19 protein-coding genes and 1 tRNA gene are annotated in these 25,228 nt (G+C 67.8%); 8 read left to right on the top strand and 12 right to left on the bottom strand.

What is annotated here, in order from left to right; all coding sequences use genetic code 11:
* Positions 1–13 precede the first annotated feature (13 nt).
* The 3 genes from ettA to RCP37_RS07090 form a co-directional block, all read right to left on the bottom strand.
* Complete coding sequence (gene ettA, locus RCP37_RS07100; protein ID WP_308486219.1) at positions 14–1,687, bottom strand: energy-dependent translational throttle protein EttA; 1,674 nt, start codon at positions 1,685–1,687, stop codon at positions 14–16.
* An 80-nt stretch (positions 1,688–1,767) separates the two neighbouring features.
* A complete protein-coding gene (locus RCP37_RS07095) occupies positions 1,768–2,250 on the bottom strand; it encodes a single-stranded DNA-binding protein (RefSeq protein WP_308486218.1) in 483 nt (160 codons plus the stop codon).
* Positions 2,251–2,401: 151 nt separating this feature from the next.
* Positions 2,402–3,193, bottom strand: a complete 792-nt coding sequence (locus tag RCP37_RS07090; protein ID WP_308486217.1) for an LppX_LprAFG lipoprotein — start codon at positions 3,191–3,193, stop codon at positions 2,402–2,404.
* A 178-nt stretch (positions 3,194–3,371) separates the two neighbouring features.
* Here RCP37_RS07090 and RCP37_RS07085 point away from each other — a divergent pair, with 178 nt between their 5' ends.
* The 3 genes from RCP37_RS07085 (at position 3,372) to RCP37_RS07075 (ending at position 6,777) form a co-directional block, all read left to right on the top strand.
* Positions 3,372–4,718 carry an MFS transporter gene (locus RCP37_RS07085; RefSeq protein WP_308486975.1) on the top strand — a complete coding sequence of 449 codons (1,347 nt, stop codon included), beginning with the start codon at positions 3,372–3,374 and terminating at the stop codon, positions 4,716–4,718.
* 134 nt (positions 4,719–4,852) lie between these two features.
* A complete protein-coding gene (locus RCP37_RS07080) occupies positions 4,853–6,049 on the top strand; it encodes a saccharopine dehydrogenase family protein (RefSeq protein ID WP_308486216.1) in 1,197 nt (398 codons plus the stop codon).
* Entirely contained in the window at positions 6,046–6,777 is a 732-nt protein-coding gene (locus RCP37_RS07075; RefSeq protein WP_308486215.1) for a nitroreductase family protein, read from the top strand. Before RCP37_RS07080 ends, RCP37_RS07075 begins: the two co-directional genes overlap by 4 nt.
* On the opposite strand, the gene RCP37_RS07070 is transcribed toward RCP37_RS07075, so the two are convergent.
* Complete coding sequence (locus tag RCP37_RS07070; RefSeq protein WP_308486214.1) at positions 6,739–7,569, bottom strand: SDR family NAD(P)-dependent oxidoreductase; 831 nt, start codon at positions 7,567–7,569, stop codon at positions 6,739–6,741. The two genes, RCP37_RS07075 and RCP37_RS07070, sit on opposite strands and share 39 nt — an antisense overlap.
* Positions 7,570–7,683: 114 nt before the next feature.
* On the opposite strand from RCP37_RS07070, the gene RCP37_RS07065 reads away from it, so the two are divergent.
* A complete protein-coding gene (locus RCP37_RS07065; protein ID WP_308486213.1) occupies positions 7,684–8,262 on the top strand; it encodes a TetR/AcrR family transcriptional regulator in 579 nt (192 codons plus the stop codon).
* 19 nt (positions 8,263–8,281) lie between these two features.
* Here RCP37_RS07065 and RCP37_RS07060 read toward each other — a convergent pair whose 3' ends face one another.
* From RCP37_RS07060 to RCP37_RS07045, 4 genes are all read right to left on the bottom strand, one after another.
* A complete protein-coding gene (locus RCP37_RS07060; protein ID WP_308486212.1) occupies positions 8,282–10,282 on the bottom strand; it encodes a bifunctional copper resistance protein CopD/cytochrome c oxidase assembly protein in 2,001 nt (666 codons plus the stop codon).
* A 67-nt stretch (positions 10,283–10,349) separates the two neighbouring features.
* Positions 10,350–12,704, bottom strand: a complete 2,355-nt coding sequence (locus tag RCP37_RS07055; protein ID WP_308486211.1) for a glycerol-3-phosphate 1-O-acyltransferase — start codon at positions 12,702–12,704, stop codon at positions 10,350–10,352.
* On the bottom strand, positions 12,701–14,350 hold the full coding sequence (locus RCP37_RS07050) for an HAD-IB family hydrolase/lysophospholipid acyltransferase family protein (RefSeq protein WP_308486210.1): 1,650 nt from the start codon (positions 14,348–14,350) through the stop codon (positions 12,701–12,703). Before RCP37_RS07050 ends, RCP37_RS07055 begins: the two co-directional genes overlap by 4 nt.
* Positions 14,347–15,795, bottom strand: a complete 1,449-nt coding sequence (locus tag RCP37_RS07045; RefSeq protein ID WP_308486209.1) for a wax ester/triacylglycerol synthase family O-acyltransferase — start codon at positions 15,793–15,795, stop codon at positions 14,347–14,349. The genes RCP37_RS07050 and RCP37_RS07045 overlap by 4 nt, the downstream gene beginning before the upstream one ends.
* 376 nt (positions 15,796–16,171) lie before the next feature.
* Between RCP37_RS07045 and RCP37_RS07040 the strand changes: the two genes are divergently transcribed.
* From RCP37_RS07040 to RCP37_RS07025, 4 genes are all read left to right on the top strand, one after another.
* Positions 16,172–16,245, top strand: a tRNA-Arg gene (locus RCP37_RS07040).
* Positions 16,246–16,359: 114 nt separating this feature from the next.
* On the top strand, positions 16,360–17,550 hold the full coding sequence (locus RCP37_RS07035) for an IS481 family transposase (protein WP_308486208.1): 1,191 nt from the start codon (positions 16,360–16,362) through the stop codon (positions 17,548–17,550).
* Between the two features lie 128 nt (positions 17,551–17,678).
* Positions 17,679–18,050 (top strand): HNH endonuclease, encoded by a 372-nt coding sequence (locus RCP37_RS07030; RefSeq protein ID WP_308486207.1) that lies wholly within the window; start codon positions 17,679–17,681, stop codon positions 18,048–18,050.
* Between the two features lie 317 nt (positions 18,051–18,367).
* Complete coding sequence (locus RCP37_RS07025) at positions 18,368–19,126, top strand: enoyl-CoA hydratase (protein ID WP_308486206.1); 759 nt, start codon at positions 18,368–18,370, stop codon at positions 19,124–19,126.
* Positions 19,127–19,136: 10 nt separating this feature from the next.
* Here the strand turns inward: RCP37_RS07025 and RCP37_RS07020 are convergent, their stop codons facing one another.
* From RCP37_RS07020 to RCP37_RS07005, 4 genes are all read right to left on the bottom strand, one after another.
* Positions 19,137–20,324, bottom strand: coding sequence for a dihydrolipoamide acetyltransferase family protein (locus RCP37_RS07020; protein ID WP_308486205.1), 1,188 nt, complete (start codon positions 20,322–20,324; stop codon positions 19,137–19,139).
* Complete coding sequence (locus RCP37_RS07015; protein WP_308486204.1) at positions 20,321–21,370, bottom strand: alpha-ketoacid dehydrogenase subunit beta; 1,050 nt, start codon at positions 21,368–21,370, stop codon at positions 20,321–20,323. Before RCP37_RS07015 ends, RCP37_RS07020 begins: the two co-directional genes overlap by 4 nt.
* A complete protein-coding gene (gene pdhA / locus RCP37_RS07010) occupies positions 21,370–22,464 on the bottom strand; it encodes a pyruvate dehydrogenase (acetyl-transferring) E1 component subunit alpha (RefSeq protein ID WP_308486203.1) in 1,095 nt (364 codons plus the stop codon). The genes RCP37_RS07015 and pdhA overlap by 1 nt, the downstream gene beginning before the upstream one ends.
* A gap of 149 nt (positions 22,465–22,613) precedes the next feature.
* Positions 22,614–25,187, bottom strand: coding sequence for a multicopper oxidase domain-containing protein (locus tag RCP37_RS07005; RefSeq protein ID WP_308486202.1), 2,574 nt, complete (start codon positions 25,185–25,187; stop codon positions 22,614–22,616).
* Positions 25,188–25,228: the final 41 nt, after the last annotated feature.

Raw genomic sequence — 25,228 nt, 5'->3', positions numbered from 1 at the left:
TACCGGACTCACACTAGTCGCGGGTGAGCCTGCGGTGGGTCACTCGATGCGGACGCGCCGCTTCGGCACCGAGTCGTTGCACCTTGTTCTCCTCGTAGGCACCGAAGTTGCCCTCGAACCAGAACCACTTGGCCTCGTTGTCGTCGTCACCCTCCCACGCCAGGATGTGCGTGCAGGTGCGGTCCAGGAACCAGCGGTCGTGGCTGATGACCACGGCGCAGCCGGGGAACTGTTCGAGGGCGTTCTCCAGCGAACTGAGTGTTTCGACATCGAGGTCGTTGGTCGGCTCGTCCAGCAGGATCAGGTTGCCGCCCTGCTTGAGAGTCAACGCCAGGTTCAGGCGGTTGCGCTCACCACCGGAGAGCACCCCGGCCGGCTTCTGCTGATCGGGCCCCTTGAACCCGAACGCCGAGACGTAGGCCCGCGACGGGATCTCGTTCTGCCCGACCTCGATGTAGTCCAAGCCGTCGGAGACCACTTCCCAGACCGTCTTCTTCGGGTCGATGCCGGCGCGGTTCTGGTCGACGTAGCTCAACTTGACCGTTTCACCGACCTTGACCGTGCCACTGTCCGGCTCTTCCAGACCGACGATCGTCTTGAACAACGTGGTCTTGCCGACGCCGTTGGGGCCGATCACACCGACGATGCCGTTGCGCGGCAGCGTGAACGACAGGTCCTTGATCAGCTGGCGTGAATCGAAGCCCTTGTCCAGGTGTTCCACCTCGACGACGGTGTTGCCCAGTCGCGGGCCGACCGGGATTTGGATCTCCTCGAAGTCGAGCTTGCGGGTCTTCTCCGCCTCGGCAACCATCTCGTCGTAGCGCTGCAGGCGGGCCTTGTTCTTGGCTTGGCGGGCCTTGGCACCCGAGCGCACCCAGGCGAGTTCGTCCTTGAGCCGCTTCTGCAGCTTCTGGTCCTTCTTGCCCTGCACCTCGAGGCGCTCGGCCTTCTTCTCCAGATAGGTCGAGTAGTTGCCTTCGTAGGGGTAGGCACGGCCGCGGTCGAGCTCCAAGATCCACTCGGCCACGTTGTCGAGGAAGTAGCGATCGTGGGTGACCGCGAGGATCGCGCCCGGGTAGGACGCCAGGTGCTGCTCGAGCCACAGCACGCTCTCTGCGTCCAGGTGGTTGGTCGGCTCGTCGAGGAGCAGCAGGTCGGGTTTGCTCAGCAGCAGCTTGCACAGCGCCACCCGGCGGCGCTCGCCACCGGAGAGGTGGGTGACGGGCTCGTCGGCCGGCGGGCAGCGCAGCGCGTCCATCGCCTGTTCGAGCTGCGAGTCGATGTCCCAGGCGTCGGCGGAGTCAAGCTCCTCCTGGAGCTTGCCCATCTCTTCCATCAGTTCATCGGTGTAGTCGGTGGCCATCAGCTCGGCGACCTCGTTGTACCGATTGAGCTTGGCCTTGATCGGCACGCCCTCTTCGACGTTCTCCCGGACGGTCTTGGTCTCGTCCAGATGCGGCTCCTGCAACAGGATGCCGACGGAGGCGCCGGGCGCCAGGAACGCGTCGCCGTTGTTCGCTTTGTCCAACCCGGCCATGATCCGCAGGACGCTGGACTTACCAGCACCGTTGGGACCGACGACACCGATCTTGGCGCCGGGCAGGAAGTTCAGCGTGACGTCGTCGAGGATGACTTTGTCGCCGTGTGCTTTGCGCACCTTCTTCATCGTGTAGATGAACTCAGCCATGCCGGGGTGTCGCCTCCTGGTCTCGCGAATTTGCTCGCCAACCATCCTAGGGGGTCGTCCGGCAACGCTGTCGGCTGCTGTCAGGGCTTCAGAGCTATCCCGGCCATCTCGGCCATCTCGTCGCTGGAGTCGGATTCGCCGTCTGCGCAGTCTGGGCCGTCGGCGTCGTCGCCAGAGGCAGCGATCGGCGGATTGTCCGGTCCGGCGGCAATGATCTTCTCCACCCGGGCCGCGCACCGCGCCAGATCGGGGCCAACCGCGGTCGCGCGCAGCTCCACCGACGAGCGGCGAACCCCGTCCTTGTCCTCATACTCGCTGGTGAAGACGTGCCCCACCACGATCACCGGCAATCCCTTGCTCAGCGACGCCCCCACCCCGGTGACCAATCTGTCCCAGCAGTTGACGGTCACGAACAGGGAGTTACCGGTCTCCCAGCTGCCATCGGCAGCGCGCTTGCGCGAATTGCTGGCGACCCGGAACTTGATGAGTTCGTGCTCGCCCACCCGGCGGCGGAGCGGTTCCGAAGCGATGTTGCCGATCACGGTCAGTGTTGTCTCGAACATGGGGTGTTTCCTTCCTGGTTGCGGCGGGCCTGACGAGCTCGCCGGTGCTGCACCCATTGGGCCGGGCGGGCCCGACAAGGAAGCCGGACCGGCCGTCACGCGCAACGGCAACTGGGGAAGAACAGCGCATTGGGGATAACCCCGGCGGAGGCTAGGTCCGCGGCTTGTAGACGGTCACCGGTGCATTCCAATCAGCGAAGGTGATCGCCACGGCGTCGTCGTTGCCGGAGGCCAGTTTCAGCGCGACCAGGTGGTGGTCACCGGTCTCCTCGATCCAGACCGTGCACGCGGTCCGTTTGGTGGCCTTCAGCTGCGGCACGATCTTCTTCGCCGCGTCGGCTGATACCTCGCCGCTGATCCGCACGGTGTGTACGTCATCGATGGTCTCGCGTCCCTCAACTTCGGGATCGACGAAATCGGTCAGCAGGCCGGCCAGCCCGGTTTCGGGGCTCAGGATGCTCGCCGCGTCGTAGAACTTGGCGGCCGGACCGTAGTCGACCCAGTGGCCGCGATCCTGCGACACGTAGAAGTCGCCGTCGAACACGACGAACGCGACATAGGCCGGTGCGCCCCGGTAGGCGATCTTGGCGTAGCCCTTCGCCGCCGCGGCGGGCTGCTGGGTCACGTCTCCGTCGAGCGCGGTGACCGGCATGTTCTCGATGCTGCCGGTCACCGCCACCGACAGGTGCACGCTCTCAAGTTCCGCAGTGGTGGCGCTGGACTCCTTGAGGATCGCCGCGGCGTCCGGCAGGGGCTCGGTGGACTTCTTCGGCAAAGTGGGCGACGGCGCCGCCGTGGATGCGGGCGTCGACGAGGTTGGGGGCGTCGTCGCGGCAACGGTTGACGACGCCTCCGACGGGACCGTTGGGGAGTTGGAGTAGCAACCGGCGACCAGGGCAGCGGCGACGCTGACCACGGTCAGGACGCCCGGGAGCCTGCGCATGCCCGCCATCGTAGAGGCCACCGCCCCGCCTGGCAGCTCTTGCTGTGCCGACGAGAAGTGGGCGCGCGCTTGGTATACGTTGCTTGCGGTGGGTACCAAAGGCCGGTCCGGCAGCGGTGAACACACGAGCCGCAGCACGTGGGCACGCGACGACATCCGGGTCTCGGACCCGGCGGCCATGCAGCGCTCGATCGCGGGCACGGCCGTCGGCAACTTCATGGAGTGGTACGACTTCGGGATCTACGGCTTCCTGGCCACCACCATCGCGCAGGTTTTCTACCCCAGTGACAGTTCCAGCGCGGTGGGCCTGATCGCCACCTTCGGCACTCTGGCGGCAGCCTTCGCGGTGCGGCCGTTCGGCGGCATCGTCTTCGGCTCGCTCGGAGACCGCATCGGCCGCAAACGGGTCTTGGTCATGACCGTCACCCTGATGGCGGTGGGCACCACGATCACGGGGTTGCTGCCGTCGTACGAGACGATCGGCGTGTGGGCCCCGATCCTGCTGATCGTCACCAAGATCTTGCAGGGGTTCTCCACCGGTGGCGAATACGTCGGCGCCATGACCTACGTCAGCGAACACGCCCCAGACCGCAGCCGCGGCGCGCTGACGGGGTATCTACCGCTGGGCACCCTCGGCGGCTACATCACGGGCGCCGCGGTGGTGACCGTGCTCAAAACCCAACTGCCGGTCTCCGACATGCTGCACTGGGGTTGGCGGATCCCGTTCCTGCTCGGTGTGCCGCTGGCCATGGTGACCCTGTATATGCGGCTGCGCATCGACGAATCACCGGCCTTTGAAGAGCTGGAGCAGCGCAGCGAGAAAGCCGACACCGACCACAGCAACGGGTGGCTGCAGTTCAAGCAGACCGTCACCGGGCAGCGCAAGGGTCTGCTGATCTGCATGGGCCTGGTGTTGGCCGAGAACGTCACCAACTACATGCTCACCGGGTATCTGCCGACCTACTTCAAACAGGTCGGTCGCATCAGCGGCAGCCGCGGACTGACGATGATCGTGGTGGCGCTGGTGTTCATGCTGGTCGCGGTGTTGCCGCTGGCCAAGTTGTCCGACCGCATCGGCCGCAAACCGATTCTGTGGACCGGCAGCGCTCTGCTGATCGTGGGGTCTGTTCCCGCCTTCCTGCTGATCCGCCAGGGCGGCAACTACCCGCTACGGCTGCTCGGTGTGCTGCTCATCGGCGTCATGCTGCTGTGCTTCTACAGCACTACGCCGTCGACGCTGCCCGCACTGTTCCCCACCAGGGTGCGCTATTTCGCGGTTGCGATCGGATTCAACATCTCGGTCTCGGTGTTCGGAGGCACCACTCCCCTGGTCGCCGAGACCCTGGTGTCGGGAACCGGCAACGTGATGTTGCCGGCCTACCTCCTGATGGGCGCGGGCGTCATCGGCGCAATCACGGTGTGGTTCACCCCGGAGACGGCCGGCAAACGCCTGCCCGGGTCGGGACCGTCGGTGGCCACCGAGCAGGAGGCCGAGGCGATCGCCGAAGCCGGGCTGCACGAATAGCGCTAACACTGGCCCGAGAAATCGATGTTGACGGCGCTTACTTCGGCTCTTATGCTGACGTAAGCACTGTTAACATTGCCCACGGCCCGGAGCGCGCGATGCCCACCTCCGGTCAACCGCCCGAAGGATGAACCATGAGCATCCCCGACGAAACTGACCGTCGCCCTTTCGATCTGGTGATCTTCGGCGCCACCGGCTTCACCGGCGGTCTGACGGCCGACTATCTCGCCGCACATCTACCCGCCGACGCACGGTGGGCCCTGGCCGGCCGCAACAAGGCCAAGCTCGAAGCCGTGCGCGACCGGCTCGCCGCCATCAATCCGGCTGCCGCCACCTTGCAGCTCCTCCTGGCCGACACCAACAATCCCGAATCGCTGCGCGCGGTGGCCGAGTCCGCGCGGGTGGTGATCGCCACGGTCGGCCCGTATCTGGAGCACGGTGAGCCGCTGGTGGCGGCGTGCGCCGCTGCCGGCACCGACTACCTCGACCTCACCGGCGAGCCGGAGTTCATCGATCGGATGTATCTGAACCACCACGCCACCGCCGTCCAGACCGGCGCCCGGCTGGTTCACGCCTGCGGATTCGACTCCATCCCACATGATTTGGGCGCCTTCTTCACCGTCCGGCACCTGCCCGACGGGGTGCCTCTGACGGTCCGCGGCGTGGCGCGCGCCAACATGATGATCTCCGGCGGCACTTTGCACTCCGCACTGGCACAGCTGTCGCGCCTGCGGCAGATGCACCAGGTCGAGGTGGCACGCAAGAGAGCCGAGCCCCACACCGATGGCCGCCGCACGCGCGCCCGCGTAGGGGTTCCGCGGCGCGATGCCGAACTCGGTATGTGGCTGCTGCCCCTGCCGACGGTCGACCCCCAGATTGTGCAGCGCTCCGCAGCCGCCCGCGCCGACTACGGCCCCGAGTTCACCTACACCCACTACGCGGGACTGAAACGGGCCATCACCCTGGCCGCTGCCCTCGCCGGCGTCAGCGCGTTCGTCGCCGCCGCGCAGGTGCCGCGCTTGCGCCGCGTGCTCGGCAAGCGAATCCCGCAGGGTGAAGGTCCTTCGGAGTCACGAAGGGCCAGTTCATGGTTCACTGTCGATTTCATCGGCGAAGGCGGCGGCAAACAGGTGCACACCCAGGTCCGCGGCGGCGATCCAGGCTACGGCGAGACCGCGAAGATGCTGGCCGAGTCAGCGATGTCCCTGGCATTCGACGCCAACCCGCAGACTTCCGGTCAGCTCACCACCGTCGCCGCGATGGGCGAGAACCTGCTGCGCCGACTCACCGACGCCGGTATCGAGTTTCGTGTCGTCGAGGAGAAGCGATGAACACCACCGCCGGCCCCTTCGTACCCCCGGACACCGCCGAGGCGCTGGCGGGGTTGACCATGCCGCTCGCCGAGGCCATGCGCTCGCAGCGTGCGATCCGCCGGCTGCACTTCGACCCCGTCGACGAGGAACTACTGCGCGAGGTGCTTGCGCTTGCACTCAAGGCTCCCACCAGTTCCAACAGCCAGGACTGGGCATTCGTCGTGGTCAACGACGCCGAGCAGAAGCGGCGCCTGGTGCGCAGCTACCAAAGGGCGTTCAAGCTGTTCGGCTGGTTTGCCAGGCGCACCGCCACCGACGAGCCGACGCGACGCCAGTTGCGGGTGTCGGAGTGGCAGCGTGAGCACTACCACGAACTGCCGACCCTCGTAGTGGCCTGCTACCGGCGCACCCTCAAGCACCAGCCTGTCGGGTGGCCGCAAATCAGGATCTCGTCGTTCTACGGTTCGGTCTATCCCGCGGTGCAGAACCTGCTCCTGGCGTGCCGAGCCGTGGGCCTGGGCGCCTCACTGCAGACGCTGCCGTTGTTGTTAGTGCGCAGCACGCGCCGCGTGCTGGAGCTGCCACCTGAGATGGTGCCGGTATGCATCATCCCGATCGGCTGGGCACGCGGGCGCTACGGCCCGACCCAGCGTCCCCCGATCGACGAAGTGGTGCACGTCGATCGATTCGGCCACCAGCCGTGGCGATCAGTCCAGGCCGACGAGATCGGCGGAGCTAGTCCATAGCCCGTCGATGAGCTTGGGGTCGTGGGCCTGCCGATTCTCGCGGCCGTTCGCGCGGTGGCGGTCGAAGTAGACGCCGTTGATCTCGGGGTCGGCGCCGCGGTTGGCCAGTTCGATCAACGGCGTGGCACCCTTGGCCGGGGTGATGGTCGCAAGGTGGCGCAGCGGGGTGCGGTAGAGCAGGCCGACAAACCAGGAGTCCCGACCGAAGCTGGTCGCGACCGGACCGGGATGCACTGCGGCCGAGATGATCCCGTCGTCAACCCAGCGCTGGGCAATGCCGCGGGTGAACAAGATGTTCATCAGCTTGCTGGTCCCGTAGGCCCGCGTCTCGAAGGCACGCCGGCGCCGGTAGTCCAGGTCATCGAGGTCGACGTGTCCGAACCGGTTGCCGACGCTGGAGGTGTTCAGCACCAGCGCGCCACCGGCGGCGGCCAGCCGATCGCGCAGCAGGTTGGTCAGCAGGAAGGGCGCGAGGTGGTTGATTCCGAAGTTGGGTTCATGCCCCTGCGCCGTACGCAGACCCGGCGCGAACGTTCCACCCGCGTTGTTCAGCAGGACGTCGATGGCGCCGACCTGTTCGCGGATCTGTTCGGCCAGCGCGCGAACCTGGTTCAGATCGGCGAAATCCGCGGTCAGCGCGGTGGCACCGGCATCGGCGGCGACCGGCGCTAATTTCTGGGCCGAGCGGCCGACGACAACGAGGTTGACCTCCGGCCCGGCCAGGGCACGCGCTGCGACGGCGCCGATGCCGTCACTGGCGCCGGTGATCACGATCGTTCGGGGTGAGGTCACTGCAAGGTCTCCTTCGCTGCGTCGCCAAAAAGCCGCAAATGTTAGCGGCGCTTACTCGGCATGCTGCTAACGTTAGGAGCTCATGTAAGCGGCGTCAACACGGGGTAGCCACAGATGTCAGCGTCCACCAAGACCTATCACCACGGCGACCTGCCCGGAAGCCTGATCCGCGCGGCTATGGATCTCCTTGAGGAAAACGGCGCCACCGAACTGTCGCTGCGTGCCGCCGCTCGTCGAGCCGGCGTATCGACCGCGGCGCCCTACCGACATTTCGCCGACCGGAACGCGCTGCTGTCGGCGATCGCCGGGGTGGGTTATCGCGAACTGGCCACCGACCTGGCCGCGGCGCATCCCGCGCCGAAGACGGCGGATGACCTCGCTGCGATCGCCGTCGCCTACGTCCAGTTCGCGCTCGACCGACCCGGACTGTTCCGGGTGATGTTCACCGAGCAATGCGACCCGAGCAACGCCGAGCGGGTGGACGCGGTCACCGCGATCCAAGAATATTTGAACTCCATTGTGCGACAGGTGTTTCCGTCGGCCGACTCGGAGGCGATAGCCACCGCCGTGTGGGGATTGGTGCACGGCCTGGCCTTCCTGCACCTCGACGGCAAGCTCGACACCTCATCGGCCCAGGTCGTTGCCGATCGGGTGCGTGCGGCGGTACGCGCCGCGGCTGGCCAGATCGGGTAGGCAGGTCACCGCGCTGGGCTCACCCGTCGCGGCGGGCCATCTCGGCCAGCATCGCGTTGTAGGCGGCCAGGTCGGCGTCGTCATCGCGGTCAGCGGCACGGTCGAGCCGCTTTGCGGTGCGCCGGTCACTGCGATGCCACTGCACCAGCAGCGCAATCATCACCATGAGCAGGGGCAATTCGCCTGCCGACCAGGTGATGCCGCCGCCCAGGTGCTGGTCTCCGGCCAAATCGGTGTGCCAGGGCAGGCCCAGCGCACCGTAGAACCACTCCCCGAGCACCTTGTGCATCCCCATCAGGAAGACCCCGAAGAAGCCGTGCAGCGGCAACGAGGCGAACACCACCGCCAGCTTGGCCAGCGGTGAGATGGGCCGCGGCGTGGGGTCCACGCCGATCACGACCCAATAGAACAGGTAGCCGCTGAGGATGAAGTGGATGTTCATCGCGAGGTGCCCAGCGTGGCTGCCGGCGATCGAGTCGAACAGGCTGCTGAAGTAGAGCCCGTAAAAACCGACGACGAAGATCACCGCCGCGACGATCGGATTGGTGAGGACCCGCGAAACCCGGCTGTGCAGCGCGGCCAGCAGCCATTCGCGCATCCCGGGCGGCTCGCCGCGACCGGCGACCGGCAGCGCCCGTAGCGCCAGCGTGGTCGGCCCGCCCAGCACCAGCAGGATCGGCACCAGCATCGACAGCAGCATGTGCACGGCCATGTGCATGCTGAACATCGCCGGCATGTAGCGACCGGTGCCCGACGAGGTGGCGAACAGCAGGGTCAAACAGCCCAGCATCCAGGCGGTGGTGCGGCCTGCGGGCCAGGCGTCACCACGACGGCGTAGCCGCAGCACCCCGGCCAGATACACGCCGGCCAGCACTATCGCGGCGGTGCCGAAGACGACGTCGTATCGCCAGTCGAACAGGATCCGGGCCACGGTCGGCGGGCCGGCGAAGTCGTAGCCGATCTTGACCATCGGGACCGATGGGTTGAGCACCGTCGGCGGGGGTGGCGGGGTGCGGCCCAACCCCACCGCGACGCCGAAGGTCAGCGCGAAGACGACGGTCTCGGTCAGCGCCAGCCGGATCAGCGGGGCGCGCTTGTTCGGGTCTTCCTGCAGTGCGGCCACCCCACGGCGCCGCTGCCAGGCACCCAGGGCGCCGAGCGCACACAGGGCGACGAACTTGGCCACCACCAATTGGCCGTACGCCGTGGTCAGCAGGTCGGCGAGGGTCAGTCGCACCAGCGCGTTGAGCACTCCGGACAGGCCCATCGCCACGAAGCACCACAGCGCCACGGTGGAGAAGCGCCGTGCGGCCAGGTCGGCGTGTTCGCCGCCGCGAATCGCGTGGACCAGCAGCGCCAGCAGGCCGCCGGCCCACAGGCCCGCGGCGATCAGGTGAATCAGCAGGCTGTTGGTGGCCAGGTCGTGTGACCCGCCGGCGGCGGAATGCCCGGTCAACCCCAGCGGGATCAGGGTCAGCAGCGAACCCGCCAGCAACACCGGTGTCCAGGACCAGCGCAGCACGGGCAGGCTCGCCAGTGTCACCACCGCGGCCAGCAGCGCGGTCCACCGCCAGGCCGACGCGGTGTCGACCAGTCCGGCGAACGACCAGGCCGTCGCCGGGTCGAGGAACTCCGACAACGGGTGCCCGGAGACATCGGAGATCGTCAACGGAACCAGGAGCGCGGCACACACCGCCCAGACTCCCGACGCCGCGGTGCCCAACCGCAGCGCGCGGTAGCCGGCGACATCGAGGACCCCGCTCTCCTGCGGCGGCACCAGGAACGCCGCGAGCAGAAACGATCCCACCGCCAGCACTGCGGCCATCTCGCCGGCCGCCCGCACGAACGGCAGTCCCAGCGTGGTCACCGGTCCCGGGTCGGGCAGACCGGTCGCGGTCAGGGCGTCGGCCAACGACAGCGCCCCGATCCCGGCGGCGATGCACCCGGCCAGGATCGCCAACCCGGCCAGCAGCGGCACCACGATCGCCGCGCGGCCGCGGGTCGCCGAAGTAGCCGTCATGGCTTCCAGCGTATGGTGCGCGCCCGCCGCGCCTCATACCAGGCGGGCGACGTTGCAGCCTGCCCCGCTACTTGCTCAATCCCCGCCAATGCCGTCGCACCTCCATGTCCCGGGCGGCAAACGCCTCCCGGGCGATGCGGGCGATGTGATCGGAGTCCTGCAGGATCCCGCGCAGTTCAGCCCGGAACGCTTTGCGGCGCCCCGCCAGATCCGGCGCGGGTTCCAGCAGGCCCTGATCGGCGACCACCTGACATGCGGTCGCGAACAGCAGAGTGGACACCGATTCACTGCTGCGAACGCGTCCCTGCGCCACGTACTGACGGCCGACCCCCAAGGCCAACTGCGTCAGTTCGTTCTCACCGATGTCGTCCGGTGCGTCGCAGAGCACATCGGCGACAATCGCGTAGGACTCGAAGAACACCCGCAGCATGACGTCGGAGGTCACCGGAGTCTTCTCCGACAGAATGCCGTCGATCTCGGCGCCACCGGCGCCGACCCGCTCCTGCCAGTCACCGAACCAGGACATCTCCTCGGCGATGTTGTCGCGGAACGACGCGGAGTCAGCGAAGTAGAAGTCGAACTTGAGCAGGTCGCGCAGCCGCATCGCTTGGGTCCAGAACGCGTCCAGCCGGTCGCCTTCGCCGCGGCCGGCGTGCGCCAGGGCCAGCTCGACGATCGAGGTCTCCAGGAAGGCGTGGATCACCGAGTTGCGGTAGAACGACGCGGCGTGCTCGTCTTCGGGAGCGATCCGCCACACCGATTCTCGCCCGCCGTCCACCCGGGTGACCGGATGCCCGTTGGACAGCGCATCCACCGCCGCGCGGACCCCGTCGCGGCTGCGCAGCCGCAACCCGCTGGTGGAGATCGGAGTCTGTTTGCGTTCCAGGTAATCCAGGCCGGCCTGCAGCGAATGGTGAATCTGGTCCAGCGTCAACGCCAGCCCGTGCGTGGTCAGCAGCAATGCCGACACCAGGCCGGTCGCGCTGATCGGGGTGACGCGCTGGATCCGCCAGGCCACCTCGATGGCCATCTTCTGCATGGCCAGCCGCTTGGCGTCCGGGTCGGTCGCGCCCGCGCTGTCGGGTGCGCCGAGGTACTGGCGCATCGATACGGCCTCGGGGAAACGCACGTAAATCTTGCCGTAGTTGCGTTCGCCCTGCGCCTTGATGAAGTGGTAGAGCCAGCGGATCCCCTCGGGGGTCTTCTCCCCGCCGCGGGCGTAGGCGGCGTACTCGTCGGTCTCGTGCAGCTGGTCAAAACTGATCGAAACACCCTGCAGCAGAACATCTTCAGTCCGGTCGTCCAGGTAGGCGTCGGCGACGTAGGTCATCAGCCCGAGCTTGGGGGGCAGCATCTTGCCGGTGCGCGACCGGGTGCCCTCGATGGACCAGCTCAGGTTGAACCGCTTCTCCATCACGTAGCCGACGTACTCCTTGAGCACGTACTTGTAGAGCGGGTTGTTGCCGATACTGCGGCGGATGAAGATGACGCCGGAGCGGCGCAGCAACGGCCCCATCAATCCGAACGACAGATTGATGCCGGCGAAGACGTGGACCGGAGGGAGCCGGTTCTCCTGCATCGCCACCGGCATGACCGCGCCGTCGATGTAGGACCGGTGGGAGAACAGCAGCACCGCGGGGTGGTTCTCCAGCGCGGTGCGCAGCGCGGCGACCTGATACTCGTCGTAGTCGATCTCGGGGTCGAAGCCGCGGCTGAGCATCCGGGTCAAGACGCCGACCATGTCGACCGAGACCCGACTCCAGCCGGTGGACAGTTCGTCGAGCATCTTGCCGGCCTCGTCGACGGTGGCTCCCGGAATGGCTTCCAGTCCCTCGCGGAATCGGGTCGATGCCAAGATCTCCGGTTTCACCAGCCGCGGCGACTTGTATTGCGGGCCCAGGATCCGGTTCTCGGCGCGCTCCAGCGCCAGCACCGCGCGGCGCGTGACGAAATGCGCGAAGTCCCGGGGGTTTTCACCGACGGTGTTCTCACTCCACTGACTGCGCAGGTCGGCGACGCTGGCCGGCTCACCCACCACGACGCGGGCCAGCGACGACTCGGTCCGCAGGATCTGGCGCTGTTGGCGTTCACTGGGCCGATACGGATTGCGGCCGGGCAACAAGGCGGTCACCCGCTTCAGCGCGGAGGCTTCGGCACGGGGCATCCAGAAGACCCGCACCGGCAGGATCGACCGCCGCTCGTCGCGTTCGAGGTGCCCGACCAGCCGAGCCATCGCGCCGGGCGAGCGCTGCGATGGGTCGAGCTCCAGCAGTTCGATGCGCTCGCCGCGGCGGCCCTCCCGGTACCGTTCCAGCCACTCGTGAATGAGGTCGGCCTCTACCGGCGACTTCACGTAGGCCAAGACCAGGGTGTCGGCGGTAGCCGTGGACCCCGGGGGGTCGGTGGCCGGTGATGTCGTCACTGCTCCCCCTTCGGGGCCGGCGGCTTCTTGGCCGGAGCCTTCTTGGCCGGGGTTTTTTTGGCGGCAACCTTTTTGGCGGGCGCTTTCTTGGCTACGGCCTTTTTAGCCGGCGCTTTCTTGGCGGCAGCCTTTTTAGCCGGCGTCTTCTTGGCCGCTGGCTTGGGTGACCAGGCCGGCAACTCGTCGACCGGCCAGTCGGCCAGGGTGTCCAGGTACAGCTGGCGGACCTCCGCGATCCGCTCGGGCAGCGTGTCGACCGTCCAGTCCTCGACCGAGATCGCCGGGAACACCGCGACGTCGACGGTGCCCGGGTGGGCGCTCATCGAGTCCCGGTCGGCGACCACCTCGGCGTTGCGGATGATCACCGGAACGATCGGTATCCCGGCCGCCATGGCGAGGCGGAACGGCCCCTTCTTGAACGGGCCGACCCCGGTGGTGTCCACCCGGGTCCCTTCGGGCGCGATCACCACCGACAATCCGCGTTTGGCGCGTTCTTCGATCTGCTGTAGCGACTCCACGGCCGCTGCCGCGTCGTCCCGGTCGATGAACACCATCTCGGTCAGCTTTCCCAGCGGACCGGCGATCGGGTCTCGCTCCAACTCGCGTTTGCCGACGCTGATCCAGTTGTCCCGCACGAGCGAGGCGGTGATCACCGGATCGACCTGGTTGCGGTGGTTGAAGATGAACACCGCCGGCCGGGTTGCGGTGAGGTTCTCCTTGCCGATCACGTTGAGCCGCACGCCATTGAGGCCCAACAGCACCTGTGGGAACAGTGCGGTGAAGAAGTTGACGCCCCGGCGCCGGCTGCCGCTCAGCAGGCCCAGTCCGATCGCGCCGGCGCCCACCGGGACGATCGAGCTGAGGCCGGCCAGGTTCCGCAGTTGGCCGACGACCCCGCTGCCGCGGCTGCTGAACTGCAGGATCGGCCAGCCGCGCTTGCGGGCGACCGAGGCCATCTTGCCCTCGGGGTTCGTCGGTCGCGGATTGCCGACCAGATGCATCAGCGCGACGTCCTCGTCCCCGTCGGCGTAGAAGTAACTGTCCTGCAGGTCGATGTCGTGTTCGGCGGCGAACTTCTGCACCGCGGCGGCCTTGCCCGGCCCCCACAGGATCGGTTCGACCACCTCGCCGGTGAGCACCCCGTCCTCGTCGGTGACGAAGGCGTTGGTGAGCGTGTTGGTGATGCCCAGGAAACGGGCCACCGGTTCGACCTGGATGGTCAGCGCCGAAGAGCTCAGCACCACGGTGTGCCCGCGCGCCTGGTGGGCGCGCACCACCTCACGCATTTCGGGGTAGATGCGCTTGGCGATCTTCTGGACGAACAGCCGCTCGCCGATCTCGTCGAGGTCACTGATCGAACGGCCACGCAGTGCCGACGACGCGGTGTTGATGAGCTCCTCGAACTCGATGCGGCCAAGCTGGTGGTTGAGCCCGGCCTGGATCATGCCGAACAGCTCCCCCAGCCCCATGTCGCGGCTCCGGAATCGCTCCCGGGTGAGAATCACGGCGGTGAAGCCTGCCACCAGGGTGCCGTCGAGATCGAAGAACGCGCCGATCTTGGGGCCGGGCGGGCTCGCCGCAATCTCGGCCACCGATCCGGGCAGCCGCATGTCGCGCGGCGGCCGAGACTTTTCGTCGTCGGTCATGAGTCGCCACCGGCGGTGAAGGAGGCCGGTACGCAGCGCGGCGCGGGATCTCCGGCGAGCGCGAGCACTTCGTCGAAGCCTTCCACCAGGCAGGTGGCGAACAGCCTCTCGTCGCGGACCGCCGCGCGGTCATAGCGGACCGTGATGGTGCACTCGCCGCCCCGCGAGATCAGCACCACCATCATGGCGATACCCGGCAACGGGCCGATTCCGTAGTGCCGCAGCACCTTCGCTCCCGCGATGTACGTTTCGCCGGGATAGAACGCCACGTTGCTGGCCTGCACGTCGGCGCTGACCACCGACTCGGTCATCTTCTCCAGAACCGGGGACGGAAAGACGCTCAGCAGCGGCGCGATGGAGCCGAGCACGTCCATCGCCGGCTCGTCACGGCGCTGGGTCATCTGAGACCGAATCCGCTTGATCCGCTCCACCGGGTCGGCGACTCCGACCGGGGCCGCCAGGTTCACCCCGGTGAACCGGTTGCCGCCGGCGGGATCGGCGTCGGCGCGCAGGTTCACCGGGATCGCCATCGGCAGCGTCGCGATCGGTACACCCAGCGCCCGGTGATAGCGCCCCAGCGCACCGGACACGGCAGCCAGGTAGGCGTCGTTGATGGATCCACCGCCGGCCTTGGCGGCCCGATGCAGATCCGACAGCCGCACGTCGATCGCCTGGGTCCGGCTGGCCAGGCTGCGCCGGCGCAGCAGGGGCGAGGGTTCGGCGGCCTGACTCATCACCCGCGCGCCCGACCGCGCGTAGGTGATGGCGCCGGTCACCGCCGACAAGGGGTTACGCACGGTGCGGGTCGCCATCGACAGCGCCCCCAACAGCACATCGCGGGTACTGCCGAGCATCGCGATCGGCAGGTGGTTGATGCCGTCGCGCATCAGGTCGTTGGCCGACAAATCCTGCGGTACCGGTTGCGGCGGCATCGACCGCGCCGGCGGATCGCGCTCCAGGTCATAGATCCGGCCGAACATCGCAGCACCGCCGACACCGTCGGTGACCGCGTGACTCAGATGCATCAAGGTGGCGGCGCGGCCCTCGGCCAGCCCTTCCACCAGCGTCGCCGACCACAGCGGGCGCTGGATGTCCATCGGTGATTGCAGCGCCACCTCGGCCAGATCGAGTACCTCACGCAAGCCCCCGGGCTCGGGCACCCGGAGCCGCCGGACATGGAAATCAAGGTTGAAGTCGGGGTCTACCACCCACCTCGGCGCCGCCGTCGGCAGCGTAGGCACCACAACCTTCTGGCGCAGCCGCAGCACCTTCCGCGAGACGTTCTCGAACAGGCTCCGGAAGCGGTCCCAGTCGGGGGTGGTGTCGAGCAGCTCCAGGCCCATGATCCCCGAGCGGGTGCGCGGATTGGCCTCCCCGCGGTGCAACAGGTAGTCGAGAGCACCGAGCTCGGTGGGCAAACCGTCGGCGTCCACGAGGTCACCCACGCCGAGCTCCCCACGCTGCAGCACTGCCCCGACCTGCTCGGCGCACCGAGGCTGTCACCACACACCACTCCTGATTCACAGACGTCACGAGCACCATTCAACGCTAGTTGTTTGGCCCCGGCGACGGGTGTCGATTGGCGCAGATCGGATGCTTGCCGACAAATCGAAATACTGTGTTGGCCGGTTGAATTGGAAACCGGCGGTTTAGCGAAGCTCGACGAGGGAGAGGCGAAGCTGGAACCGCCGCATGAGCCCGACGCTTTAGCGAGGCTCGACGAAGGACAGCCGAAGCTGGAAGCACCGCACGAATCCGGCTTGCGGCTTTGCTCGGTCGGCGCGGATCCACCTCTACCAGCGGATAAACTGGACCCGCATTGCCTCCGTAGCTCAGGTGGATAGAGCACATGACTTCTAATCTTGTGGTCGCAGGTTCGAGTCCTGCCGGGGGCGCAACAGCCGGTGTATGGCCTCGGGTGATGCTTGACGTTTCGGTGTCGGGTGTTGCTTGACGGTGTTTCGGGTGATGCTTGACAGCGGCTTCGGTTGATCCTTGACACTCCCTAGATGAGGGAGTTGAGCGTGGTCGAGCAGCGGTATCAGGCCGTGTTGGCGGTGATCAGTGATGGTTTGTCGGTGTGTCAGGTGGCCAGCAAGGTCGGGGTGTCGCGGCAGACGTTGCATGCGTGGTTGGCCCGCTATGAGGCCGAGGGGTTAGAGGGGTTGGCTGACCGGTCGCATCGGCCGGTGTCGTGTCCGCATCAGATGCCGGCGTCGGTGGAGGCGGTGGTGTTGGAGTTGCGGCGCTCGCGCCCGTACTGGGGGCCGCGGCGGCTGGTGTTCGAACTGGCCAAACGTGAGGTGTCTCCGCTGCCGTCGGCGTCGGCGGTGTATCGGGCGTTGCTGCGGGCTGGGTTGATCGATCCGACGTTGCGGGATCGACGTTCGCGTAAGTGGAAACGCTGGGAACGCGGGGCGCCGATGGAGCTGTGGCAGATGGATGTCGTGGGTGGCTTCCCGCTGGCCGATGGCACCAGCGCCAAAGCGCTGACCGGGATCGACGATCACTCACGGATGTGTGTCTGCGCCCGGTTGATGGTCCGGGAACGTACCGGTGCGGTCTGCGAGGGACTGCGTGATGCGTTGGCGACCTACGGGGCTCCCGAGCAGATCTTGACCGACAACGGCAAGGTCTTCACTGGGCGGTTCAACCATCCGCCGGTGGAGGTGCTCTTCGACGCGATCTGCCGCGAACGCGGCATCGAGCATCTGCTGACGGCGCCACGATCGCCGACCACCACCGGCAAGATCGAGCGGTTTCACCGCAGTTTGCGAGCTGAGTTCCTCAGCAATGCAGCGCCTTTCCCCACGTTGAAGGCGGCCCAGCGGGCGTTGGATGCGTGGGTGGACCACTACAACACTGTTCGTCCTCATCAGTCGTTGAAGATGGCCACCCCGGCCGAACGCTTCACCACCAGTGCGCGGGGTGTCAGTCCCAGCGCGACGGCGACGGCCCCTGGCACCGACCGCACCGGGGATGACTGGGTGTCGCGGACGGTGACCACCAACGGGGTGGTGTGCGTGTCCTGGCAGCAGGTCAGCGTGGGTCGGCATTACGCCGGGGCCCGCTGCGATGTCCATGTCGACGGCCAGCTGCTGCGGTTCTGGATCGGAAACCAACTCGTCAAAACCGCCGCCCGCACCAGCACCGGCACGGTACGAAACAAACGGGCCTTGCGCACCAGCGCACAGACCTAAACCACAACACAAGAGTGTCAAAGATCAACCGACACAGATCCGTCAACCATCAACCGACACTCAACAGGGGCGCAACAGCCTGGGCGAAGAGCTCAAGTAGCGGCGATCGGCCCGGCTACCGTTAGCGGATGCCCCCTCGACGCAGGTTTCCGGCCAAAACCTCGGGGGCGGCTCGCGCGCGTTACGCGACGCGACGACGACGCCGACTCGCTCGTGTCGACAACGACCTCACCGCAACCCAGTGGGACACCATCCTCGACGCGTGGGGCAGCTGCGCGTACTGCCAAGTGACGAGCACCGCATTGCAGCGCGACTGCATTGTTCCGATCTCTCGCGGCGGCCGCTACACCCTCGAAAACGTGGTCCCTGCCTGCGCCGCCTGCAACGCAAGCAAACACAACCGCGAGGTCACCGAGTGGCTTCGTCGCAAGAAGCTTGACGAACGCACGTTCCTGCTACGCCACGCGACCATCTTGCGGGCCCTGCACCACAGTGATTAGCACCGGGGATTCGGCAAGCAGCCGGGCTAGCCACTACTCTGGAGCGTCAACGATCAACCAAGGACGATCCGTCAACGCATCGACCGCCGCCGAACAGCGGCGCGTCAGCCGCAGCGGAACGCCAGAAGCCCGGTTCGCATGACATCGCGTCGCGCGGAACGACAAGGAGACCGGGCAAATCGCGAAAGGCAGATCCATGAGCCACGAACGGGCGCTCATCTTCTTCACCATGTTCATGATCGCGATGGTGGGGGTGACCGCAGGGGTCGTCACCTGGATCGGCTGATCGCTCCCCACCGCGGTAGCGTCATCGCCCTATGACACGTCCCGATCTCGTCTTATACAGCGTCACCGACCGCGTAGCGCTGATCACCGTCAACGATCCGGACCGGCGTAATGCCGTCACCGGCACGATGTCGGTGCAGCTGCGGGCCGCCGTGGAGCGGGCCGAAGCCGACCCCGGGGTGCACGCGGTGGTCGTCACCGGCGCGGGCCGGGCATTCTGCGCCGGCGCCGACCTGTCGGCCCTCGGTGCGGCGACCGAGGACGGACTGTTGGCGCTGTACGACGGTTTCATGGCCATCGCGCAGTGCACCTTGCCCACGATCGCCGCGGTCAACGGTGCCGCGGTGGGTGCGGGTCTGAACCTGGCGCTGGCCGCCGACGTGCGTATCGCCGGTCCGGCGGCGCTGTTCGACGCCCGCTTCCAGCAGTTGGGTCTGCATCCCGGCGGCGGTGCCACCTGGATGCTGCATCGGGCGGTCGGCCCTCAGGTGGCCCGGGCCGCCCTGTTGTTCGGCATGCGTTTCGACGCCGAGGCCGCGGTGCGGCACGGCTTGGCGCTGCAGATCGACGACGACCCTGTCGCCGCGGCGATGAACCTGGCCGCCGGGCCGGCGTCGGCGCCTCGGCAGGTGGTTTTGGCGACCAAGGCGACGATGCGCGCCACCGCCAGTCCCGGTGCGATCGAGGGCGACCAACACGAGTTCGCCAAGCAGACCGAGCTGGGTCCGCAGGCCGCCACCGTCGAGTCGCCGGACTTCGCCGCACGGCTGGCCGCAGCGCAGCGCAAGTAGCGGCGCCCGACTACAGATCCAGCAGCGCGATCTCGGGTTGTTCGATCAGATCGCGAAGTGCGCACAGGAATTCGGCGGTCTGCGCGCCGTCGGCGACGCGATGGTCGAATGCGCACGTCAGGGTCAGCTGTGGACGCACGACGACGGTGTCGCCCACCGCCAGCGGCCGTGGTTTGAGCGAGCCGATCCCCAGGATGGCCGCCTCCGGGTAATTGATCACCGGCACCCCCTCGTCGAGGCCGAGCGCCCCGAAGTTGGAGACCGTGAACGTCGACCCCTGCAGCTCGGCCGGTTTGAGTGTGCCGGCCCGGGCCTCGGCGATCAGCCGCGCCACGGTGTCGCCAAGTTCGCGGGTGGTTTTGCGGTGCGCGTCGAACACCACCGGCACCAGCAGGCCCCGCGGCGCGGCCACCCCGAAACCCAGATGCACCCCGTGATGGGTGCGGATCATCGGGCCCTCCGGCGCTTCGACCCACGTGGCGTTGAGCACCGGATGGCGAGTCAGGGCGATGACCAACAGCCGCAGGATCAGCACGAACGGAGTGATCGTCTCGCCGCCCGTCTCGACGAGCCGATCCCGCAGCCACAGCAGGTTGGTGCCGTCTACCTGCACGCAGCCGTGCGCGTCGGGGATCTTGCTGCGGGACAGTGTCATCCGCTCGGCCATGGCTGCCTGCACCGGGGTGGGCGGACGAAGTTCATCGCCGGGAGCCGCCTGGCCGGCGGCTGCGCGCACGCCGTCGGGGGTGATCACGCCGCTCGGTCCGGGCATCACGCTGCTCAAGTCGACGCCCAGCTCAGCAGCGAGCTTGCGGGCACCCGGCTTGGCCCTCGGCCGCCCGGGAACGGAAGTGCAGGTGCGGCGGCTGGTGTCGAAACTGTCGTCGGCGCCGTAGCCGACCAGCACCGGCGCGCGCCCCGCGGGTGCATCGGGGCGCTCGCCCGGTGCACCCGTGTCGATGCGCACTAGCGGTGCCCCGACCGCGAGCACGTCTCCCACAGCACCGCCCAACTCGACCACCCGGCCGGCATACGGGCTGGGTATCTCCACTTCGGCTTTGGCCGTCTCCACCGAGCAGAGCGCCTGGTTGAGTTCGATCTGATCGCCGACAGCGACGCTCCAGCTGGTCACCGTCACCTCTTCGAGTCCCTCCCCGAGATCGGGGACGGTGAAGGTCTGGACCGTCTCGGTACTCACGGCGCCTCTAGGACGCGCTGCACGCAGTCCAGCAACCGATCGGGGCCGGGCAGCCACAGGCGTTCCAGTCGGGCCGGTGGATACGGGGTGTCGAATCCGCTGGCGCGCAACACCGGTGCCTCCAGCTCGTAGAACAGTTCCTCGGAGATGCGCGCAGCCAGTTCGGCACCGTAGCCGAGGTTGCGCGGACCCTCGTGCAGCACCACGCATCGCCCGGTGCGCCGTACCGACGCCGCGACGGTGTCGAAGTCGAGTGGGACCAGCGAGCGCAGGTCGACCACCTCCAGGCTCCACCCGTGCTGTTGCGCGCCGATGTCGGCCGCGGACATTGCAGTGGCCACTCCGCCGCCGTAGGTGAGCACCGTGACGTCGGTACCGGGCCGGCGAACGGCAGCACACCCGATGCCCGGCGCCGGGTGTTCGGTGTCGACGGGGCCGCGGGCCCAGTACCGCCGCTTGGGCTCGAGGAACATGACCGGATCGGGGGCGGCGATCGCGTGTCGCAGTAGCCAGTACGCGTCCGACGGGTCGGCGGGCACCACCACCTTCAGTCCGGCGGTGTGCGCCCAATAGGTTTCGGTGGATTCCGAATGATGCTCGGCCGCACCGATTCCGCCGAACGAAGGGATGCGCACGGTGACCGGCATCGATACCGCGCCGCGGGTCCGGGTCCGGTACTTGGCCAGGTGGCTGACCACCTGGTCCAATGCCGGGTAGCTGAACCCGTCGAACTGGATCTCCGGAACCGGGACGAAGCCGCGAATCGCCAGTCCGATGGCGATGCCGATCACCGCCGATTCCGCCAGCGGCGTGTCGAAACAGCGTTGCTCACCGAAGATTTCGGCCAGGCCCTCGGTCACCCGGAACACCCCGCCCTGCACGCCCACGTCGGTGCCGAACACCAGGACTTTGGGTTCGGCGTCCATCGCATCGCGCAATGCCCGGTTGAGCGCCGCCACCATGGTCAGCTCTTCGGTGCGCGTGCTGGAGCCGGCCGCCGCGGTGGGGGTCGCTGCGCGGGTGGGGGGTTCGAGGATCTGGGTCATCAGCGCCCCCTGCCCAATTCGGCGCGCAGCGCGGCCCGCTGTTGCTGCAGCTCCGGGGTGATCTCGGTGAAGACGGCGGCGAACACCTCGTCGATGTCGGCATCGGCGGCCCCGACGGTGGCGTCTCGCAGCTCGCTGCGTACGCGCTTGGCCCGAGAGTCGACCCGGTCCTCTAACCGCTGCGACCACACGCCGATATTGCGCAGGTAGGTGCGGTACCGCGGGATCGGGTCGAGCGCCGTCCACTGGTCGACTTCGGCGTCGCTGCGGTAACGAGTCGGATCATCGGAGGTGGTGTGCGGACCGAGCCGGTAGGTGACGGCCTCGATCAAGCTCGGTCCACCACCGTGTCGTGCCCGCTCGGCGGCTTCGGCCATCACCGCGTAGCAGGCCAGCGGATCGTTGCCGTCCACCCGGATACCCGGCATGCCGTAGCCGATCGCCTTGTGCGCCAGCGAGACAGCAGCCGTCTGCTTACGCAGCGGCACTGAGATGGCCCACTGGTTGTTCTGCACATAGAACACGCACGGGGCGGTGAACACGGCGGCGAAATTGAGTGCCTCGTGTACATCGCCCTCGCTGGTGGCGCCGTCGCCGGTGAAGGCGACGGTGACGGAGTCCTCGGCCAGGCGTTGGGCGGCCATCGCGGCGCCCACCGCGTGCAGCGCCTGGGTACCTATCGGAACCGAGATCGGCGCGCAGTTCTTCTCGGTGAACTCCAGCCCGCCGTTCCAGGTTCCACGCCAGGCGGCCGCGAGGTGCCACGGCGGGATTCCCCGGGTGACGAAGACACCCAGCTCGCGGTACTGCGGGAACAGCCAGTCGGTCTTGCGCAGGCACGCGGCGGCGCCGACCTGGGCAGCCTCCTGGCCTCGGCAGGACGCGTAGAGCCCCAGCTCGCCCTGTCGTTGCAGGTTGACCAGTTCGGTATCGAGTTCGCGGGTGAGCACCATCAGCTCGTAGAGCCAACCAAGGGTTTCTTCGGGCAGGTCCCGGCTATAGCGATTCTCGGTGGTGGGAGCCCCGTCCGGCGCGATCAGCTGCACAGGCTCCAGGGCGACCTGCGGACCGGTAATGCCTGGCAGCTGGCCCATGTGAGCCTCCTTGTGACGCTGATCTCATTATGCCAGCGAACACCGAGAGCCCTGGTCATCCGGTGCGGCGTGGCTATTCGTCGAGTGTGCGGTTTGGTGGTCGAAAACGGCTTGTCACGCACGAAACCTCACACTCGGCGTGACCTGGGCTAACCCGTCACCGCGAAGATCCCGTGCGCCCCGTTCTCGGCGTGCCGCATGTCGTGATCCATGAACGGGTAGTGGCCCGGTTCGGGAAAGGTGAGCTCGACGAAGCCACCCTGCGCGGGCGCTAAGTCCAGAGCTTGGGAGCCGCCCGGATCACTCGCCCGCAGCAGCCAGACGCCCTCTTTGTAGACGGTGTCGAACTGCGACCCGACGACATGGAATGCGATCGAGTCGCTCGGGCCGGCGTTGACCACCCAGACGCGCACCCGCTCGCCGGTGCGCGCCGGCAGCGGGGCGTGCATGTACTGGGCCGCGGTGCCGTTGAACATCCAACCGTCGGGCTGGCCGGCGCGGATGGCCGTGGTTTGGGCGTCGGAATCCGGTGCGCTCGCGTAGAGCTGAGCGCCGACCAGGGCGTATTCCCGGTCTACCGCCGGTAACCCGGGCGGGTCGATGATCACCGCGCCGTACATGCCGTTGGCGATGTGCAGCGCCATCGGCGGGGTGCTGCAGTGATAGAGCCAGGCGCCGGCCCGGTGCGCCGTGAACCGGTAGACCAGCCGCTCCCCCGGCGCCAAGGTGCGCATCGGTTGGTCCGGGGCGAGCGCTCCGGCGTGAAAGTCGATTCCGTGGCCCATGGTCGCGTCGTTGATCAGCGTGATCTCGAAGGTGTCCCCGACCCGGCCGTGCAGGGTCGGTGCCGGTTCGACGCCGCCGAAGGTCCAGCGGATCTCCCGGCGCCCGGGCGCGATCTCCAATTCCCGGTCGACGGCGCGTAGTTCCACCCGATGCACACCCGAGGTCGCCGGTGCAAGCACCGCATCGCGCGGCGTCCAGCCCGGGGACGGGTCGGCGGCCAGGTCCAAGACCGTCGGTGCGGGTAGGCCACCATGCCCCCCGCCGGCGTGCTCATGGCGCGGGACGCCACCGATGGCATGGACCGTCATCGTCATGCCGGCGGCCCGGTGACCGGGTACGTCACACCACACCTCCCGGTCCTGGTGCACCGCACCGAGATCCAGCACCGCGGTCTGGCCGCGGCTCAACCGTGGGGTGTGCTCGCCGGTGTCGACGTGCAAATCGTGCGGCAATCCGTCGATGTTGATGACTCGTAGCACCAGCCGGGTTCCAGCCGGCACGTTGATCACATCCGGAGAGAACCGCATGTTCTTCAGCGTGACGTCGACGGTGCGTGCCTCACCGGAGATGCCGGCGGCGCCCGAGGACGCGGGGCCGCCGATCCCGAACCCCAGCGCGGCGGCGACCGCGGCCACCGCGGCGACGGCGACCGCCCCGGTGACCGCCCGCGAATGCGGCGCGATCGCCTCGATGTCGAGCGGGCCGCGCAGCGCCACGGGCAGCGCGAGCCGCAGCGCCAGCAGCACGAAGCTGGCGACCGCGACCGCGGCCAGCACCCAGCCGATCAACGGCAGCGGTGCCCGCCACGGCCCGGCGACCAGTGGTACGGCGATGTTGATCGCGCACACCCGGACCTGCCAGCCCTGGTCCAGGTAGCCGATGACGGCTTTGCGAACGGGCGGGCCGTTGGCCACCAGGATCGGCAGCAGCTGGCTCAGGGCGCCCAACAGGATCTGGGCGACGAATCCGACCGCCAGCAGCGGCAGCAGGGTGTTCTCCACGAACGCGGGCAGCACATCGACGGAGCGGGCGGCGATCAGCCGGATCGTCTCGATCAGGACGGCGACCCCGAGCCAGGCCGTCGCGCCGACCAGCATCCAGGCCGCGGGTCCGGTGAAGCTGCGCCCTGGCCACAACCCGACGATCGACAGACCGACTCCGACCGCATAACCCAGCAGTCCTGCCGCGGTCAGCCACCAGCTGTCGGTGAGCAGACCGGCGGCCGCGCCAGCCAGGCCCACCGTCAGCGTCGGCAGCGCACGCCTGGCCATCGCAAAGCTGCGCGGGGTGATCTTCTCCCGGATTGTGGTGGGCCACAGGGTGAACAAGGTGCCCACCACCGTCAGGCCGATCCACCCGTAGAGCATCACGTGCACGTGGGTGGTCCACAGCCGCGCATACCACCGGGCCACCCCGAAGGCCATGGCCGCACCGGTCGCCGATCCGGCCAGCAGCGCCGCGATGGCCGCCAAGTAGAAACCGACCAGGTAGTCAAAGCGCGCCGACAGGGCACGCTTCTTCATCGCGATCAACTCGGCACCGTGGGCGACGGCGACCAGGGCCACGGCCGTGCCACCCATCCCGGTCAGGGCCTCGGTGTTGAAGGCCACTCCGGCCAGGGTCGCGATCACGGCGACGTTGAGCAGGGCCAGTTTGGCCACCAGGTGCCACTGCGGCGGGTCGGGAACCCGGCACAGCGTGGTGGTGAAGTGTCCCGACCAGATCACGATCGCGTTGGTGGCCGCACCGAGCAGCAGTGCGTGCACCGGCAACCAGATCGGGTGCGCAACGACGTTGTGCGCGACCAGCAACGCCACCGCGACGGCCAGCCAGCCCAGCACCACGATGTTGGCACCCAGGAACACCGGCCCGCGCGGTCCGCCCCGGCGGCGGGGTTTGACGACCGGCGCCGGGGGCGGCGGCCCCAACGGAATCATGATCGCCAGGCTACGGTGACCGCGCGCCTAGCCGGAAGTGA

This window comes from Mycolicibacter sp. MU0102 (genome assembly GCF_963378105.1).
Classification (GTDB): Bacteria; Actinomycetota; Actinomycetes; order Mycobacteriales; family Mycobacteriaceae; genus Mycobacterium; species Mycobacterium holstebronense.
Note: the sequence above shows the minus strand (reverse complement) of the source record. Positions and strands in the feature narration are given on the sequence as shown.

What these genes read in the sequence shown, in the direction of transcription:
- RCP37_RS07030 (WP_308486207.1), top strand. Translation starts at nt 17,679, where the DNA reads ATGCCCCCTCGACGCAGGTTTCCGGCCAAAACCTCGGGGGCGGCTCGC.
- RCP37_RS07090 (WP_308486217.1), bottom strand. Translation starts at nt 3,193, where the DNA reads ATGCGCAGGCTCCCGGGCGTCCTGACCGTGGTCAGCGTCGCCGCTGCC.
- RCP37_RS07060 (WP_308486212.1), bottom strand. Translation starts at nt 10,282, where the DNA reads ATGACGGCTACTTCGGCGACCCGCGGCCGCGCGGCGATCGTGGTGCCG.
- RCP37_RS07065 (WP_308486213.1), top strand. Translation starts at nt 7,684, where the DNA reads ATGTCAGCGTCCACCAAGACCTATCACCACGGCGACCTGCCCGGAAGC.
- RCP37_RS07080 (WP_308486216.1), top strand. Translation starts at nt 4,853, where the DNA reads ATGAGCATCCCCGACGAAACTGACCGTCGCCCTTTCGATCTGGTGATC.
- RCP37_RS07085 (WP_308486975.1), top strand. Translation starts at nt 3,372, where the DNA reads ATGCAGCGCTCGATCGCGGGCACGGCCGTCGGCAACTTCATGGAGTGG.
- RCP37_RS07035 (WP_308486208.1), top strand. Translation starts at nt 16,360, where the DNA reads ATGAGGGAGTTGAGCGTGGTCGAGCAGCGGTATCAGGCCGTGTTGGCG.
- RCP37_RS07015 (WP_308486204.1), bottom strand. Translation starts at nt 21,370, where the DNA reads ATGACCCAGATCCTCGAACCCCCCACCCGCGCAGCGACCCCCACCGCG.
- ettA (WP_308486219.1), bottom strand. Translation starts at nt 1,687, where the DNA reads ATGGCTGAGTTCATCTACACGATGAAGAAGGTGCGCAAAGCACACGGC.
- RCP37_RS07025 (WP_308486206.1), top strand. Translation starts at nt 18,368, where the DNA reads ATGACACGTCCCGATCTCGTCTTATACAGCGTCACCGACCGCGTAGCG.
- RCP37_RS07095 (WP_308486218.1), bottom strand. Translation starts at nt 2,250, where the DNA reads ATGTTCGAGACAACACTGACCGTGATCGGCAACATCGCTTCGGAACCG.
- pdhA (WP_308486203.1), bottom strand. Translation starts at nt 22,464, where the DNA reads ATGGGCCAGCTGCCAGGCATTACCGGTCCGCAGGTCGCCCTGGAGCCT.
- RCP37_RS07005 (WP_308486202.1), bottom strand. Translation starts at nt 25,187, where the DNA reads ATGATTCCGTTGGGGCCGCCGCCCCCGGCGCCGGTCGTCAAACCCCGC.
- RCP37_RS07075 (WP_308486215.1), top strand. Translation starts at nt 6,046, where the DNA reads ATGAACACCACCGCCGGCCCCTTCGTACCCCCGGACACCGCCGAGGCG.
- RCP37_RS07050 (WP_308486210.1), bottom strand. Translation starts at nt 14,350, where the DNA reads ATGACCGACGACGAAAAGTCTCGGCCGCCGCGCGACATGCGGCTGCCC.